The 15,164-nt window shown below is 55.0% G+C and carries 16 protein-coding genes; 4 read left to right on the top strand and 12 right to left on the bottom strand.

The features are described from left to right. Positions 1-1,467, bottom strand: coding sequence for a 5-carboxymethyl-2-hydroxymuconate semialdehyde dehydrogenase (hpaE, locus tag DD597_RS07010; RefSeq protein ID WP_003856594.1), 1,467 nt, complete (start codon positions 1,465-1,467; stop codon positions 1-3). Then, positions 1,464-2,741, bottom strand: coding sequence for a 4-hydroxyphenylacetate degradation bifunctional isomerase/decarboxylase (hpaG, locus tag DD597_RS07005; protein ID WP_045331739.1), 1,278 nt, complete (start codon positions 2,739-2,741; stop codon positions 1,464-1,466). The genes hpaE and hpaG overlap by 4 nt, the downstream gene beginning before the upstream one ends. 268 nt (positions 2,742-3,009) lie before the next feature. Between hpaG and hpaR the strand changes: the two genes are divergently transcribed. Both hpaR and tsr read left to right on the top strand, forming a co-directional pair. Continuing rightward, the gene (gene hpaR, locus DD597_RS07000; protein WP_003856591.1) at positions 3,010-3,450 is read left to right on the top strand and encodes a homoprotocatechuate degradation operon regulator HpaR; all 441 of its coding nucleotides are present in this window, start codon (positions 3,010-3,012) and stop codon (positions 3,448-3,450) included. 83 nt (positions 3,451-3,533) lie between these two features. Then, entirely contained in the window at positions 3,534-5,204 is a 1,671-nt protein-coding gene (gene tsr / locus DD597_RS06995) for a methyl-accepting chemotaxis protein (protein ID WP_129256039.1), read from the top strand. Positions 5,205-5,293: 89 nt separating this feature from the next. Here tsr and DD597_RS06990 read toward each other — a convergent pair whose 3' ends face one another. The 9 genes from DD597_RS06990 to DD597_RS06950 all read right to left on the bottom strand — a co-directional run bounded on the left by DD597_RS06990 (position 5,294) and on the right by DD597_RS06950 (position 12,587). Next, entirely contained in the window at positions 5,294-5,803 is a 510-nt protein-coding gene (locus DD597_RS06990; protein ID WP_129256038.1) for a GNAT family N-acetyltransferase, read from the bottom strand. Beyond that, on the bottom strand, positions 5,803-8,094 hold the full coding sequence (opgB, locus tag DD597_RS06985; RefSeq protein ID WP_045335577.1) for a phosphatidylglycerol--membrane-oligosaccharide glycerophosphotransferase: 2,292 nt from the start codon (positions 8,092-8,094) through the stop codon (positions 5,803-5,805). The genes DD597_RS06990 and opgB overlap by 1 nt, the downstream gene beginning before the upstream one ends. A 271-nt stretch (positions 8,095-8,365) precedes the next feature. Next, positions 8,366-8,848 carry a DUF2501 domain-containing protein gene (locus tag DD597_RS06980; RefSeq protein WP_003856582.1) on the bottom strand — a complete coding sequence of 161 codons (483 nt, stop codon included), beginning with the start codon at positions 8,846-8,848 and terminating at the stop codon, positions 8,366-8,368. 84 nt (positions 8,849-8,932) lie between these two features. Further along, complete coding sequence (dnaC, locus tag DD597_RS06975; protein WP_063868742.1) at positions 8,933-9,670, bottom strand: DNA replication protein DnaC; 738 nt, start codon at positions 9,668-9,670, stop codon at positions 8,933-8,935. Beyond that, positions 9,667-10,212, bottom strand: a complete 546-nt coding sequence (gene dnaT / locus DD597_RS06970; RefSeq protein WP_003856579.1) for a primosomal protein DnaT — start codon at positions 10,210-10,212, stop codon at positions 9,667-9,669. The genes dnaC and dnaT overlap by 4 nt, the downstream gene beginning before the upstream one ends. A gap of 124 nt (positions 10,213-10,336) precedes the next feature. Further along, entirely contained in the window at positions 10,337-10,765 is a 429-nt protein-coding gene (locus tag DD597_RS06965) for an organic hydroperoxide resistance protein (RefSeq protein WP_003856578.1), read from the bottom strand. A gap of 84 nt (positions 10,766-10,849) precedes the next feature. Beyond that, positions 10,850-11,302, bottom strand: coding sequence for a MarR family winged helix-turn-helix transcriptional regulator (locus DD597_RS06960; RefSeq protein ID WP_032608457.1), 453 nt, complete (start codon positions 11,300-11,302; stop codon positions 10,850-10,852). Between the two features lie 44 nt (positions 11,303-11,346). Then, the gene (locus DD597_RS06955) at positions 11,347-11,820 is read right to left on the bottom strand and encodes a threonine/serine exporter (RefSeq protein WP_003856576.1); all 474 of its coding nucleotides are present in this window, start codon (positions 11,818-11,820) and stop codon (positions 11,347-11,349) included. Beyond that, positions 11,811-12,587 carry a threonine/serine exporter ThrE family protein gene (locus tag DD597_RS06950; RefSeq protein WP_003856575.1) on the bottom strand — a complete coding sequence of 259 codons (777 nt, stop codon included), beginning with the start codon at positions 12,585-12,587 and terminating at the stop codon, positions 11,811-11,813. The genes DD597_RS06955 and DD597_RS06950 overlap by 10 nt, the downstream gene beginning before the upstream one ends. Positions 12,588-12,977: 390 nt before the next feature. Here DD597_RS06950 and DD597_RS06945 point away from each other — a divergent pair, with 390 nt between their 5' ends. Then, positions 12,978-13,715: a response regulator transcription factor gene (locus DD597_RS06945; protein ID WP_003856574.1), complete on the top strand. Its 738-nt coding sequence runs from the start codon at positions 12,978-12,980 to the stop codon at positions 13,713-13,715. Next, positions 13,712-14,344 carry a DNA-binding transcriptional activator BglJ gene (gene bglJ, locus DD597_RS06940; RefSeq protein WP_003856573.1) on the top strand — a complete coding sequence of 211 codons (633 nt, stop codon included), beginning with the start codon at positions 13,712-13,714 and terminating at the stop codon, positions 14,342-14,344. Before DD597_RS06945 ends, bglJ begins: the two co-directional genes overlap by 4 nt. Before the next feature lie 37 nt (positions 14,345-14,381). Here bglJ and DD597_RS06935 read toward each other — a convergent pair whose 3' ends face one another. After that, positions 14,382-14,840, bottom strand: coding sequence for a YbaK/EbsC family protein (locus tag DD597_RS06935; protein WP_003856572.1), 459 nt, complete (start codon positions 14,838-14,840; stop codon positions 14,382-14,384). Between the last annotated feature and the right edge of the window lie 324 nt (positions 14,841-15,164).

The following is a 15,164-nucleotide window of genomic DNA, read 5'->3' as shown; positions in this document are numbered from 1 at the left end:
TCAGATCCCCCACTTTGGAATCGGATGGTCGCCCATGGAGATGCACACGTTCTTCATCTCCGCGAAGACCTCGAAGCTGTACTCGCCGCCTTCGCGCCCGGTGCCGGAGGCCTTCACGCCGCCAAACGGCTGGCGCAGGTCGCGCACGTTCTGGGTGTTGACGAACACCATGCCCGCTTCGATGTTGCGCGCCAGACGCAGCACTTTGCTGACGTCCTGGGTCCAGATGTACGACGCCAGGCCATACTCCACGTCGTTCGCCAGGCGCAGGCCTTCCGCTTCGTCCTTAAACGGCAGCAGGCAGGCCACCGGCCCGAAGATCTCTTCCTGCGCCACGCGCATGCGGTTATCGACATCCGCCAGCACGGTCGGGCGCAGGAAGTTGCCGCCTTTCAGGTGCGCAGGCAGATCGGTCGGTTTGTCCGGGCCGCCCGCCAGCAGGGTTGCCCCCTCTTCAATGCCGAGGCGGATATAGCCGGAGACTTTTTCCCAGTGCTGCTGGCTGATGAGCGCGCCAATCTGGGTGTTCGGATCGGTCGGGTCGCCCACGCGCAGGCGGTTGGCGCGCTCGGCAAAGCGTTTGACGAACTCCGGGTAGATGCTCTGCTGGATGAAGATGCGCGAGCCGGCGGTGCAGCGTTCGCCGTTGATGGAGAAGATGGTGAACAGGGCGGCGTCCAGCGCGCGCTCGATGTCCGCGTCTTCAAAAATCAGCACCGGAGATTTGCCGCCCAGTTCCATAGAATACTTCTTCAGCCCGGCGTTTTTCATGATGTTACGCCCGGTGGCGGTGCCGCCGGTGAAGGAGACGGCGCGCACGTCATGATGACGCACCAGCGCGTCGCCCGCCGTGGCGCCATAGCCCTGCACCACGTTGAGCACGCCCGCCGGAATGCCCGCTTCGAGGGCCAGCTCGCCCAGACGGTCGGCGGTCAGCGGGGAGAGTTCAGACATCTTCAGCACCGCGGTGTTACCCAGCGCGAGACAGGGCGCGACCTTCCAGGTGGCGGTCATAAACGGCACGTTCCACGGCGACACCAGCGCGCAGACACCCACCGGCTGCACCAGGGTGTAGTTGAGCATCTTGTCGTCGACCGGGTAGGTTTTGCCGTTCATCTGCTGGCACACCTCGGCGAAGAACTCGAAGTTGTGCGAGGCGCGCGGAATGAGCACGTTTTTGGTCTGGTGGATCGGCAGGCCGGTGTCGGCGGTCTCCATCGCGGCAATGTCCGGCACGTTCTGGTCAATCAGATCCCCCAGGCGACGCATCAGGCGCGCACGCTCCTTCATCGGCAGGTTGGCCCATTTCGGGAACGCCTCTTTGGCGGCGGCAACGGCCTGATGGATTTCGGCTTCGCCCCCGGAGGCTACTTCAGCCAGCACCTCGCCGGAGGCCGGGTTAGTGGTTTGGAAGTACTCACTTCCGGCGACGTTTTTCCCGTTGATCCAGTGGTTAATCTTTTTCATTTTGCAGTCTCCTCACTGACAATTCGGTTTACCAGACGGCCTACGCCCTCCACTTCCACCACCACTTCATCGCCCGGTACCACGTCGGACAGCCCCTTCGGCGTGCCGGTGGCAATCATGTCGCCCGGTTGCAGGGTCATGAAATCGCTCAGATACGCAATCAGGAATGGGATGCTGAAAATGAGATCGGCGGTGGTGCCTTCCTGACGCAGTTCACCGTTAACGTAGGTGCGAAGACGAAGGTTGTGCGGGTCAGGGATGGCTTCTTTTGGCACCACGTTCGGGCTGATGGGGGTCAGCCCGTCGCGGCTTTTCACCCGCAGGTTTGGGCGATAGTAGTTTTCGAGATAATCGCGGATGGCGTAGTCGTTGCACACCGTGTAGCCCGCAACATAGTCCATCGCCTCGGCTTCGCTGACCTTACGCGCGGTTTTACCGATGACCACCACCAGCTCGGCTTCGTAATGCATGTATTCAATGTTGTTTGGGCGCACCGAGGTCTGGTTGTCGCCATTAAAGGTGTTCGGCGCTTTGATAAACACCAGCGGCTCGGTAGGCGGTTTGAAGTCCAGCTCGCTGGCGTGATCGGCGTAGTTCAGGCCGAGTGCGAACAGCGTGGCGTGCGGCGGCGTGCGCGAAGCAATGGTAACGTCGCGTTCCACTACCACCGGGTTTTCCAGCGGCGGAAATCCCTCTGCCAGAATGCGTACCCGATCGCCCGGGCGAATTTCGACACGGCTTTGTGGGGTACCGAGCAATATCGCATCGCCGGGGTTCAGGGTGGCAAATTCGCTCAGCGCGCTCAGCAGTTCGGCGGCGTTGCGGTGCAGATCGGCCGTGTTCCAGTGGTCCGCTTCGCGACCGTTGATCTCGGTGATGATGGTCAGGTTGTCCACGTTATCAACGGCGACAGGTTCGCCGAGCGGGCAAAATCCATCCCGACATTTGGCCTTGATCGCCGGACGGTAGAAGCTCTCTTCCGGCAGGCTGATTTCGTTGGCCAGCGCGTAGCCAGCGATGTACGCCGCCGCCTCTTCAACGCGGACTTTGCTGGCGGTTTTGCCCACCACCAGCGCCACCGTTGCGCCGCTTAACACGGTTTCTCCCTGTGGGAAGGGAATCGGCTCGCCTGCGCGAATAACGGTGTTATGTGGCTTGATAAACCACACCGCCGTTTTTGGCGGCGCGTTATAGGGGGCTTTTTCAAACGCCTCAGCCCAGGCTGCACGCTGGCTTTGGTGGTTTAGCGCTACGGCAAAAACAGTACCTTTCATTCCCATACTCCTCAAACCGGCTGTCCGGTTTTGATTTCATTAATATGTTAATGATCTGGTTTTATGCTTTTGCTGTTCGTTTCGCAATCAGAAGTGAATAATTTGTGATATGAATAACAATAAATTTACATAAATGAGTTAATTATCTTTTAATTCAATGGATTAAAAAAATTGCGTTGTTTCTGTTAGACTTTTTGGGTTACAACGTGTTGTCTATAAAAGCATCTGTTTTAAATTGTTTACTTGTTAATGATGTAAGGGGAAGGTGATGCATGACTCATTAACCATCGCGCTGTTGCAGGCGCGTGAAGCGGCGATGGGCTACTTCCGCCCGATAGTGAAGCGGCATAATCTGACCGAGCAGCAGTGGCGTATCGTCCGCGTGCTGGCCGAGCATCCCTCCATGGATTTTCACGATCTGGCGTTCCGCACCTGCATTTTGCGCCCAAGCCTGACCGGCATTCTGACGCGGATGGAGCGCGACGGTCTGGTGCTGCGCTTAAAGCCGGTGAATGACCAGCGCAAGCTGTACGTATCGCTGACGAAAGAAGGCAACGCGCTGTACCAGCGTGCTCAGGCTCAGGTGGAAGAGGCGTACCAGCAGATTGAGGCGGAATATACCCCGGAGAAGATGACGCAGCTCACGGCGCTGCTGGAAGAATTTATTGAACTTGGAAACCGACATATTGCCGCGCGGGACGAAGAGTAAAAACCCTAAATTCCAGGATGATTTTCGTAAAGTTTTCCCTTTCCAGGCCGAAAATTCTGTATCTGTCTGAGGAAAGAGAAAACATGTTAAATCGTATCAAGATTGTCACCAGCTTACTGCTGGTTTTAGCGATATTTGGCCTTTTACAACTCACATCCGGTGGTCTTTTCTTCAATGCCCTGAAGCATGACAAAGAGAATTTCACCATCCTGCAAACCATTCGCCAGCAACAATCCACCCTGAACGGTAGCTGGGTGGCGCTGCTGCAAACCCGTAACACTCTGAACCGCGCGGGTATCCGCTATATGATGGATCAGAACAATATCGGTAGCGGCTCAACCGTCGCCGAGCTGATGCAAATTGCCTCTGCGTCTCTGAAACAGGCGGAAAAAAACTGGGCGGATTACGAAGCGCTGCCGCGCGACCCGCGTCAGAGCGACGCTGCGGCACTGGAAATCAAACGTAATTACGATATCTACCACGGCGCGCTGGCCGAGCTGATCCAGCTGCTGGGGGCGGGCAAGATCAATGAGTTCTTCGACCAGCCGACCCAGAGCTATCAGGATGGCTTTGAGAAGCAGTACGTCACCTATCTGCAACAGAACGACGCGCTGTATCAGACCGCGGTTGAAGACAGCAACAGTTCTTACCGCCAGGCTATCTGGGTGCTGATTAGCGTGCTGGCTGCGGTGCTGGTGGTGATTGTTGCCGTCTGGCTGGGTATTCGTCAGGCGCTGATTTCGCCGCTGAACCGTCTGATTGACAGCATTCGTCATATCGCCAGCGGCGACCTGGTGAAGCGCATCGACGTGGAAGGCTCCAACGAGATGGGGGAACTGGCTGACTCCCTGCGCCACATGCAGGGCGAGCTGGTGCGTACCGTGGGTGACGTGCGTAACGGCGCAAACGCCATTTACAGCGGTGCGAGCGAAATCTCGATGGGCAATAATGATCTCTCATCCCGTACCGAACAGCAGGCTGCCTCTCTGGAAGAGACCGCCGCCAGCATGGAACAGCTGACTGCCACCGTGAAGCAGAACGCCGAGAACGCCCGTCAGGCGAGCAACCTGGCCCTGAGCGCGTCTGAAACCGCGCAGAAAGGCGGCAAGGTGGTGGATAACGTGGTGCAGACCATGCGCGATATCGCCGGCAGTTCGCAGAAAATTGCCGATATCATCAGCGTGATCGACGGGATTGCCTTCCAGACCAATATTCTGGCGCTGAACGCGGCGGTAGAAGCGGCGCGTGCGGGCGAGCAGGGCCGCGGCTTTGCGGTGGTTGCAGGTGAAGTCCGAAACCTGGCGCAGCGCAGCGCCCAGGCGGCCCGTGAGATCAAGAGTCTGATTGAAGACTCCGTGGGGCGCGTGGAAATTGGTTCAACGCTGGTGGAAAGCGCGGGTGAAACCATGGGTGAGATCGTGAATGCGGTAACGCGCGTGACGGACATCATGGGCGAAATCGCGTCTGCGTCTGACGAGCAGAGCCGCGGTATCGACCAGGTTGGGCTGGCGGTGGCTGAGATGGATCGCGTGACCCAGCAGAACGCCTCGCTGGTGGAAGAGTCTGCGGCGGCGGCCGCGGCACTGGAAGAGCAGGCGAGCCGTCTGACGCAGGCCGTTGCGGTGTTCCGTATTCAGCAGGAACAGATGAAGGCGCGCGAGTTCGCCTCCGCCTCCGCGAAAAGCGTTGCCGCTCCGGTAGTGGCGCGTAAACCGGCGACCGCAGATGCGGGCGATAACTGGGAAACGTTCTGACGCTATGCGTTTTGCCGGGTGGCTTCGCTTTACCCGGCCTGCGGAATTGGGTTTTGTAGGCCCGGTAAGCGCAACGCCACCGGGCGATCTTACAGAGGCCGGCGCATGGCGCAGCGGGAACCATACGCTAAACCGTGCGCCGTCTCTTCCTCGCGTTTCTGGCGCAGTTCCGGCGTCAGCGTCGTCAGCATTTCAAACCCTAATCGCCTGTAGAAGGGCGCATTCCACGGGACATCACGAAACGTCGTTAACGTCAGCGAGTTCAGCCCCAGACTGCGGGCATGCGCGGCGGCACGGGCGATTAACTGGCGTCCGAGACCTCGTCCCTGCCAGTCCTGGTGAACCGACAGTTCCACAATAAACAGCGACAATGGATGAGCTTCGGCGAGAATAAAGCCCACAGGCCTGTCGTCAGCCAGCGCCAGCCAGCTTAATCCGCGTCCGGCGTAACCGAGGTGATCTTCAACACAAATAACCTCATTGTCTGCCAGCCAGGCCAGCGCAGGAACGTCGCGAAACCGCTGCCCCGCCGCACGTTCGATGGCGGGCAGGGCAGCGACGTCGTCGATGCGCGTCGGGCGAAGGGTGAACGCCGTCATCAGCCAGCGCTGCTCACAATTTTAATCTCCACCATGCCGATCCCCAGCTTGCGCGGAGCGTGACCGAGAATATTCCCTTCGTTAGTGGACTGCGGATCGGGCGGCACAATGACCAGCGTATTGCTGCGCGTTGGGTTATCGAAGTGCAGCGTGCTGGTGGTGACATCATTGCTCAGCGTCAGCGTCTGTTCTTTATCGCCGACGCGCACCGGTATAGGACGGTTTGCGTTGGGACCAAATGCCCTGGCGGTGATCACCAGATCGAATTTCTCCGGCAGCGGATGGGTATATTCAATTTTCACCTCATCGCCTAACTGGGCGTTAGACCAGCGCCCCCATGATTCCGGCCGCGAAATACCGCTGAACTGCTTCACCTCTTCTGGCGCGCCGGCAACATTAAAGATGAAGCTGTCTGCTTTATAACGAATGTCGTTGTCGACGATTTTCAGCAGGTCAACGTTGCGCTGATAGCGTGCGGTATCAATAACCGTATCTTTAAACGCGGTTTTTCCCTGCCACTGCGGTTTGTCAACGTGTTGCACGGCCTGCTCGCCGCCGAGTTGCCCCTGAGAGACGCACCAGTCGGTGGACAGCGACAGCTGTTGCGACCAGAGCTGGCCCATTTTGTAGCATTTGTCGACCCAGACGAAATTATCGCGCGGGGCGAATTCCGCCAGCTGGAAGCGCAGTGGCGCGGAGTATTCGCTTTCCGGCAGCGGCTCGACGCGGTTATCCGACACGCGCAGCAGCAGTGGCAGGCGGAAATGGCTGCCGGAGAACGCGATCATTTTTTTATCCTGATCGATGGTGAAATCTTTTATCTCTTTCGGGAAGTTCCACAGACGAATGATATCCGGCTTCCAGGCGAGGATTTTTTCCTTCATGTTGAGGAAGATTTCCGACAGGGACTGGCCCGACAGCGTACTGCGGCCCAGTCCAATGAAGTTATCGCCACCCAGAATATCCAGCACGGTAGCGCCGTTATCCATCGAGTTACGTTTAGCGGCAATGATCTCCTGCTGCGGTTTATCGCCGCGCAGCACAAAGAACAGGTTGCTGCGATCCAGCTTATTCAGCTCATCCCAGGCGCTGTTTTTCATCGCCAGATGGTCAGATGAGACGACGATGACCGTATTTTTGAAATACGGCGACGCTTTGATTTTCTCGATTAACGCCGCGATATGCTCCTGGCTACAGGTCACGGCGCTGAACGACTTGTTGTTTTTACCGTCAATGTCGTAGCCCTGACGTTTACAGGTGCGTGAGACAAAACCATCCGGATGATGCGTGTCGACGGTCAACGCAAACAGCGAGAAGCGTTTACCGGCGCGGGAAAGCTCCTCGAATTTCTTCCAGGTTTCATCCAGAACGGTATCGTCGTAAAAGCCCCAGTCGTTGCGGTAGGCCGGATCGGCCACCGTGGTTTTCAGCTCTTCGGAACCATACAAGTGATCGAAACCGTGGGATTTCAGGAACACATCTTTCCCGGCAAAGCGCAGGTTAGCGCCCTGCATAAAGTAGTTTTCATAGCCCGAGTTTTTCAGGATATCGCCGAGGCAAATGTTCTGCGGGAAGAAGCTCGACATCGAGGCGGAGGCGTTGCCTTCAAACGGAGCGAACAGCGGAATGCCGCACTGGGAGGCCACCATCCCGGCGATGGTGTAATCCGTGCCAGGGAGCTGCATGGTGTGGCTGAAGTCGAGGCCCTGGTTTTTCAGCGCGCCAAGCTCTGGCGTCAGGTTCGGGAAAGCATCGTTATCAAAATAGGTGCGCTCCAGACTTTCGCCGTAGATATAGACCAGGTTGAGTCTGGGATTGTCGATCTTCTTCGAGGGTTCTTTGTAATAGGCCGCAAAGTCCGGGTCGCCATCGCGCGACTGGGATTTTACCAGCTCGGTAATTTGATGGAATGCGGGGCTGGCATCCACGGAGGCCAGCGCCAGGCACAGCGCCAGCAGGCTGTAGCCATGATGATGCGGACGGTGACGGCGACGGCGCAGAACCCAGGCCAGCGCGGCGAAGATGCCCACCAGGGCGACCACCAGCCCCAGACCCGGAAGGATATACTTACCTACACCAGCGCCGGTCAGGCTGTTGGTCAACGTGTAGAGCACCGCGTCGTTAATACCGTCGCCGGTAAAATAATCGCTGGCATATAACGTAATGTTTAAAACAATAAAAATGCCGAGCACCACCAGGGTGGCCACAAACCACCAGGTGTGACGACCAGCTTTCCAGGCATAAACGCCGATGGAAGCCAGGAAAAGGACAAGGGACATTAACTCTGACAACAGCAGATCCTCATCATGCCGGACGCTTAGCCGGCTAATTGCTTATTTTTTGGGTAATACAATGTAATTGCGATGTCGCTTAGCTGCAATTTTAGTGTCACGAAAGTGTGCTGTTGTTAGGATTTGGTTTATAAAATCGGATTTTTGAATACAGTCGCATCGTGGTATACGGAGGCTGAGGTGGTGGCAGGGGATAAAAAAACGCACTTCACGCCGCGGTGTAAGACTAACGTAATAAACCCGGCGTGTTGTGGCAGAAAATGGGAGACGATCAGGAGAGGAAATTAACGCCTTGTTTCAGCACCAGATCGCAGGCTTTCGTTTTCACCTGTTTCGCCAGAGATGAATTTCCAAGGGTGCTGAGGTTCAGCTGCTGGCCATTTTGCGCGTTCAGCAGGCCCTGAATACCGTCCATATAGTTGGTGTCCGCTTTCTGCTCCTGGGTGTCCAGACCCAGTTTACCCAGCACCTGGTTTTTAATGTTTTCGGTATCGGTGACGGAAGCCAGTTTCTGCTTCGCGCAGTATTCCAGAATGCCCGCCGCATTGTTCATCGTGCCGGCGCTCAGGCTTTGGGAGCTGTTACTCAGCAGGCCGGTGAGGGACGAGGCTGACAGCCCGCCCTGGGAAGTGCCGCTCTCTTTGGTTAACTCACTTGCTGCGCTGGAGAGCGACTCCTGCCATGATGCGGCCTGCGCTGCGCCAGTCACCAGCAGGGTGCCAGTAAGGATGCTGATAAGAAACTGTTTTTTCATAATGATTTACTCAACAAGGTCCGTTTTGGGCCAGAAGTGGGTTCAGTATATACCTCTGCTCTTCCGGCGCTCCCTGGAAATATCTTAATACTCTTTGCCGGTGACGCGGCTGCGATAGCTGTCCCAGTCGAAGATGACGTACAGGCTGTTACCCAGCTTCATGCGATCCATCACCCGCTCGCCAAGAAGTCGGGTCATCTCGTCGATATTGTGGTTCGTCAGCATACCGGTTGGGCGTTTTGACGACGAACGGCGATCGACAATCTGATTGATGATCACTTTTTCGTAGCGGGACTCCGTCTGGACGCCGATCTCGTCGATGACCAGCAAATCCACGTTACTTAAATCATTCAGCAGCTGTTCTTCGCTGGTTTCGCGGTTGCTGAAGGTGTCCTTCATGGCGGACATAATATCGGCCACGGTGATAATCAGCACTGACTTCCCGCGCAGCAGCAGCTCGTTGCAGATAGCGGCCGCAAGGTGATTTTTCCCCGTGCCGGGTTTTCCGCTAAAGATGAAACTGGCAATGTTGCCGTCAAATTCATCCACATACTGGCGCGCCTGGTTGAGGGCGTTCATCTGCCCCTGCGACTCGACCTTATAATTCTCGAAGGAGCAGTTCTGGTGCAGAGGGCGAATGCCAGAGCGGTTAAAGGTGCGCTGCATTTTCATCGCGCGGTTTTCGCGGGCGAGGGCAGCCGCGCAAATTTTACCCTGCTCTTTTTGCCACGCCAGCAGCTCTTCACCGGTGGTGAAGGCGGGCTTCACGTTGGCGGGCATCATCTTCTGCAAACGTTTCATCAGGTCGCCGACGTTTTTCATTTCGCACCTCGGAATCCATCAGGGATTTTTTTGTCCGGTTCTGAAAAGGCATTGATATCACGTTTTGGCTGGCCATTGTTGCTGGCGCGGTTGATTTGCAGACTGCGTGCGAACTTTTGCTGCCACTGAACATGGTGGAAGACTTTTCCTTCAGCCTGCCAGTAAGCGGTAAAGGCCGCCAGCTCTTCTGGCGTCGCGGGCTGCGCGAGGGCTATTCCCCATAAGGCCGCCTGCCGCTGAAAATCGGCGTCCGGCTGCCAACCGGCGTACATGGGAAATTTCCCCATTGGAACGGCCACCGGAGCGCTGGCGGGTTCGTCAAAAAACTGATTATCCAGCATGACATCGCTCGCCGGGCGCGACAGCTTCGCTTCAATTTCCAGAAGCTGCGCCAGACGTTCCGGCGTGACCGCATAAAACGCCGGGGCGTTGTCGGCAAATACCGCGAGCGTGCCGCCTTCGGCGTGCGTCAACACACCGCGAGGATCGCGCATAAAGGCATCAATGCCAGCAATGCTGGTGGTCAGGATTCTGGAGGACATAACACTTTCTCAACTGATTACTACGGGCGTGATTGAGGGTTATGGTAGCACAGAGAGAGGAGAGGAAAGGAGAGGATTTCCCCGGCGGCGTTACGCTTACCGGGGCTAAAATCACAGGAGCTGATTACGCGATGATGTTCAGCGTCACGTCGATATTGCCGCGCGTCGCGTTAGAGTACGGACAGACGATATGCGCCGCATCCACCAGTTTTTTGGCTTCCGCTGCGTCCATCCCTTCAACGTGGATGTTCAGCTTCGCTTCGATACCAAAACCGGTTGGCAGCGGGCCAATCCCCACTTCGCCTTCAATAAAGGCATCTTTTGGCAGAGCGAATTTGTCGCGTGCCGCAACGAACTTCATTGCGCCCAGGAAGCAGGCGGAGTAGCCCGCAGCGAACAGCTGTTCAGGGTTGGTTACTTCACCCCCCATGCCACCCATCTCTTTGGGGACACCCAGTTTGACATCCAGAACGCCATCGGAAGACGTTGCGCGGCCATCACGGCCTCCGGTTGCTTTGGCTTTGGCAGTGTAAACAACTTTTTCTAAAGACATGGCAGGTTCCTCATCTTACGTTTATATGCACTATTAAATAGCGCGCGATGTATTAAGTTAAAATCAGGCGCGTAAAGTATAGCCTTACGCGCGATGAAGCTGTTGGCGCAAAAGTTCGAGCTGGTGCTTGAGCGCCAGCATGGTGTCGGTATCACACTGCGCTGCACAGCCCACGGCGTGGGGTATCGTCACGGCCTGCTGTTGCAGCGCCCGACCCGCGTCGCTCAGGGTGACGGCGACCTGACGCTCATCCTGACGGGAACGCTGGCGGAAGATTAATCCTGCACTTTCCAGGCGTTTCAGCAGGGGCGTCAGCGTGGCGGAATCCAGGAACAGCCGCTCGCCAATGTCTGATACCGTAATATCATCCTGCTCCCACAGCACCAGCATCACCAGGTATTGCGGGTAGGTCAGGTTAAGCGGCGCCAGCAGTTGCCGGTAGAGCTTGTTAAGCGCCAGATTTGCCGAATAGAGGGCAAAACAGAGCTGGTTATCCAGCAGAAGCGCGTTAGTGGTGTCGTTCATTTTTGCATCCATGAAATGAATATAGATAGTGCGCGATACAATTGCAAGCTATTTTATTATACGCGTGGACGTTTGCGGTAAAGCCATAAGCCGGGGATCGACAGGCCGATGGAGAGCGCGCCCACAATCGACGAGGCTTTAAGGAAGTTGCTCAGAAGCAGGATCATCTGCGGTTCGCTGTAGCCAAAGTGGCTGATTTTGACTGCGGAAATCATCGCCGTATAGGCTGAAATACCCGGGAACATAGGAATGACTGCCGCCACGGTGAACACCTTCGGATGCGCCAGATACCAGCGGGACCACTGAATACCGATGCTGCCGACCAGCATGGAGGCGATAAACGTCGACCATTCGATATTAAAGCCCGCGGTCATCATGATCATACGTGACCCGTGGCCAATGGCACCCAGCAGCGCACACCAGGGTAATGCACGTTGCGGGACGTTAAACACCATCGCAAAGCCAACGGCGGGAAGGGCTGCCAGGAGCATGTCCTGCGCCAGTGCGAGCAGAAAATCGATCACGCCCATCCGCGTAACCCCCAGAGTGTCATGGCCATTACCACCCCGATACAGGTCGCTAGCGTCAGCAGGCTGGCTATCGCCCAGCGCGCCAGACCGGTGTTGATGTGGCCTTTGAACATATCAGCGACGGCATTGATTAAGGGAAAACCCGGCACCAGCAGCAATACGCTGGCGGCCATCGCAACAGTAGGCGTGCTGGCGAAGTAAGGCTGGCGCAAAAGCAGGCCGGATACGGTTGTCGCCACAAATGCCGTGATGCAGAAGTTAATTTGCGGATGCAGTTGCCTGTGCGTCAACAACTGGCGGACATACATCGCGATGCTGCTGGCAAAGAAGGTCACGACAGCGCCGTCCCAGCCGCCCGCGTTGAGCTTGCAGAAGCAGGCGCAGGAGAGTCCCACCATCAGCACAACCAGCCAGCGTGGATACCGGAGAGGTTTGATCTGGTTGAAGCGTTTCTCTATTTCCCGCAGATCGAGCAGCCTGTGTTCAGCAAGGATCACAATGTGCTGCACTTCCGTCACGACGTGCATGTTAATGCCGCGGTCATGATTTTTACGAGTGGAGGTGAGGCACTGTCCGTCTTTAATGGTGGTCAGTACAATGGCATTTGACGAGATGGAGCTCTCAACGCTGTCCATCCCCAGCGCCAGACCAAGGCGTGTGGAAAGTTCTTCGACGAGGGCGCTTTCTGCCCCGTGTTGTAAGAGAAAAAGTCCGCACTGAATACATAGCCGCGTGGTAGCACGTTGCGTAGACCGATCTGCCTGCATGAAACGCCCTGAAGAGAAGAGAGATTGCTTACTTTTAACACAAAGGGCAGGGCCCTTTGCGCTGGGCCAGATCAACATTTGTGCGATCAGTTGCGTGTCCAGCATGGCGAAGAGGCCGTACCTTTATTTATTTAATGAATATGTGACGAGAATTAATAAAAAAAATATATTAAGTATTTCTAATTTCATATTTTCGATCTTTTCACACAACCAGAATTAAATTCTTGTAGTCTTTATGCGATATTAAGACTGTATTGGGCGTTTCATAACCCATGTGACATTTCTTCTGGTTTACGAATATTAAGCCGTTTTGTACTAAGGAATACAAACGTGTTTAACCTCGTAGGGTTAGTTCGTTCTTAAATAATGAATTCATGACATGGAGGGTCTATGTTGCCATTGAATGGTAAACACGGAGTTGTGATTAGCAGAGTGCCGGTTATGCAAAATGGGTTAGGTGGCGTCATGTCGCGTCATTTTCCCGATTTTGAGATAACGTACTGCCGTTCGATGCAGGAGTTGACGCTACTTCAGTTGCGTCGCGCCGGGGTCGTTATTGCCGATATTTCGGGTGAGTATCGTAATCCTCGCGGCACGCTTGAGCAGTATTATGGATTAATGAATCAGTATCGGGATATTCACTGGATATTCCTTGTCTCGCGTCCTCTTTATCCGCTTGCAGTAGAGCTTCTTATGCGTCCGGAAAGCACGCTGCTTTCAGATATGGAGCCTATTGAAGGCGTCATTAACGCTATTCGCGCGGGCAGTGAACGTGCCGAGCGAATAAGCCAGACGTTATTAATACCGGAAACGCCCGATATTGAAGAGGAGAGTGAGCAAATGATTGCACTCACTCACTCTGAACGCAAGGTGTTGCGTTTACTCGGTAAAGGTTGGGGAATCAACCAAATTGCCACACTACTGAATAAAAGTAATAAAACGATCAGCGCACAGAAAAACAGTGCAATGCGTCGCTTATCACTTCGCAGTAATGCCGATATGTACGCGTGGATAAGCAGTACCCAGGGAATGCGAGAACTCAGTTTAATGTCGGCTTATGGAGAGTTTGAGGAATGGAAAAGACCACTGCAACAAGACATATCGCCGTCATCGAAAGCTGCTCAATGAGCGCTGTGGGGCTGAAGCATCTCTTTGCGATGCCCAGCCTGAGCCATTACCAGGTGCACCTGTTTAGCAGATTCGCCAGCTTTAAAGCGGCGCTCTCGGATATCTCATTCTATGCGGTTATCTATTCACTGTCTGATGAGCGTGAGGAGCGGAGAAACTGTCTTGCCTGTTTACGGGATCTCACCTTCACCCACAGCGACGTCCAGCGTATTGTGCTGGCCTCTGACGAAATGGAGGCGAGGCTGGTCAGCCATCTTTCGCCTTCTCGCTTGCATGGAATCATCAGTAAATCGGTTCCGCTAAAGCAGCTAATGGAGGGCCTGAAGACATTACTCAGCGAAACGCATCAGGTGAACGACAACATGTACAATCACTGGTGTGTTAGCAATCGTATGTTAAGCCCAACCGAGAGGGCGATTCTGCGTTATATGTCATCGGGTTTTTCGATCCCTGAAATTGCAGCACAGCTTGAACGCAATATTAAAACTATCCGGGCGCATAAGTTTAACGCCATGGTAAAGCTGGGCGTCAATTCTGACGTGGGATTACTGGATGCGGCGGATATCCTGGCGCATCTCCCTGCCCGGGAAGTTCGTCGTTCCGCTCTCACCGTTCCTTCATTCTCTTAGCGTTAAATGATGCGCCAGAGTGCTTCTGGCGCATCGTTCAAATGCACACATCCACCCATTTTGCTGCGGTCAGTTCCGCCATTCTGTCGGGCGATATACGCACCGCACTGTGGATGGCGCCCGCTGCGGGTAACACTTCCGCGTATTGTTTTAATGTGATGTCACAGTAAACAGAAAGCGGGTTTTCCAGTCCGAAAGGGCAGACGCCGCCAACAGGATGACCTGTCAGGGTGACTACCTCATCGCTGCTGAGCATGCGGGCTTTTGCGCCGAATGTCTCTTTAAGCTTTTTGTTATCCAGACGCGCATCGCCTTTTGCAACCACCAGAATCACGTCATTTTTAATTTTTAGTGACAGCGTTTTGGCAATTTGGCCGGGTTCAACGTTGTGCGCGGCAGCAGCAAGGGCAACAGTCGCTGTGCTTTGGTTAAGCTCAATGATCTCTATATCCGGAGCGTGTTCGGCAAAAAACTGTTGTACAGACTGCAAACTCATTGATTCCTCCTGACAAATATCCTGCGTAATCTGTCATAAGAATTTAGTCGCTGTAAATATCCCTTAAGTAACAAATATCCGTCAGGGGCGATTTCTGGATCGCCTTCACATTCACAGAAACCGGTTACAGTAACCGGTTGCAGAGCGTGATGCAGAGATTAATACTGAGTGTGTAACTTCCCCTGTATCTAATAATAAGAGCTAATTATGAAACCATTCCGTTTGAGCAGTACCGCAGGTACACGATCCGGCAAGGTTGTGACGCTGATGTATGGAACAACGTGTGACGTGAGAACGTCCGAAACGAACGTATGACAGGAGATC

Origin of the sequence: Enterobacter cloacae complex sp. 677-3DZ2D5B (assembly GCF_004136695.1) — a bacterium.
Classification (GTDB): domain Bacteria; phylum Pseudomonadota; class Gammaproteobacteria; order Enterobacterales; family Enterobacteriaceae; genus Enterobacter; species Enterobacter hormaechei_C.
The sequence above is the reverse complement of the archived record's forward strand: the minus strand, read 5'-3'. Positions and strand labels throughout refer to the sequence as shown.

What these genes read in the sequence shown, in the direction of transcription:
- hpaE (WP_003856594.1), bottom strand. Translation starts at nt 1,467, where the DNA reads ATGAAAAAGATTAACCACTGGATCAACGGGAAAAACGTCGCCGGAAGT.
- hpaG (WP_045331739.1), bottom strand. Translation starts at nt 2,741, where the DNA reads ATGAAAGGTACTGTTTTTGCCGTAGCGCTAAACCACCAAAGCCAGCGT.
- hpaR (WP_003856591.1), top strand. Translation starts at nt 3,010, where the DNA reads ATGCATGACTCATTAACCATCGCGCTGTTGCAGGCGCGTGAAGCGGCG.
- tsr (WP_129256039.1), top strand. Translation starts at nt 3,534, where the DNA reads ATGTTAAATCGTATCAAGATTGTCACCAGCTTACTGCTGGTTTTAGCG.
- DD597_RS06990 (WP_129256038.1), bottom strand. Translation starts at nt 5,803, where the DNA reads ATGACGGCGTTCACCCTTCGCCCGACGCGCATCGACGACGTCGCTGCC.
- DD597_RS06980 (WP_003856582.1), bottom strand. Translation starts at nt 8,848, where the DNA reads ATGAAAAAACAGTTTCTTATCAGCATCCTTACTGGCACCCTGCTGGTG.
- dnaC (WP_063868742.1), bottom strand. Translation starts at nt 9,670, where the DNA reads ATGAAAAACGTCGGCGACCTGATGAAACGTTTGCAGAAGATGATGCCC.
- dnaT (WP_003856579.1), bottom strand. Translation starts at nt 10,212, where the DNA reads ATGTCCTCCAGAATCCTGACCACCAGCATTGCTGGCATTGATGCCTTT.
- DD597_RS06965 (WP_003856578.1), bottom strand. Translation starts at nt 10,765, where the DNA reads ATGTCTTTAGAAAAAGTTGTTTACACTGCCAAAGCCAAAGCAACCGGA.
- DD597_RS06960 (WP_032608457.1), bottom strand. Translation starts at nt 11,302, where the DNA reads ATGGATGCAAAAATGAACGACACCACTAACGCGCTTCTGCTGGATAAC.
- DD597_RS06955 (WP_003856576.1), bottom strand. Translation starts at nt 11,820, where the DNA reads ATGGGCGTGATCGATTTTCTGCTCGCACTGGCGCAGGACATGCTCCTG.
- DD597_RS06950 (WP_003856575.1), bottom strand. Translation starts at nt 12,587, where the DNA reads ATGCAGGCAGATCGGTCTACGCAACGTGCTACCACGCGGCTATGTATT.
- DD597_RS06945 (WP_003856574.1), top strand. Translation starts at nt 12,978, where the DNA reads ATGTTGCCATTGAATGGTAAACACGGAGTTGTGATTAGCAGAGTGCCG.
- bglJ (WP_003856573.1), top strand. Translation starts at nt 13,712, where the DNA reads ATGAGCGCTGTGGGGCTGAAGCATCTCTTTGCGATGCCCAGCCTGAGC.
- DD597_RS06935 (WP_003856572.1), bottom strand. Translation starts at nt 14,840, where the DNA reads ATGAGTTTGCAGTCTGTACAACAGTTTTTTGCCGAACACGCTCCGGAT.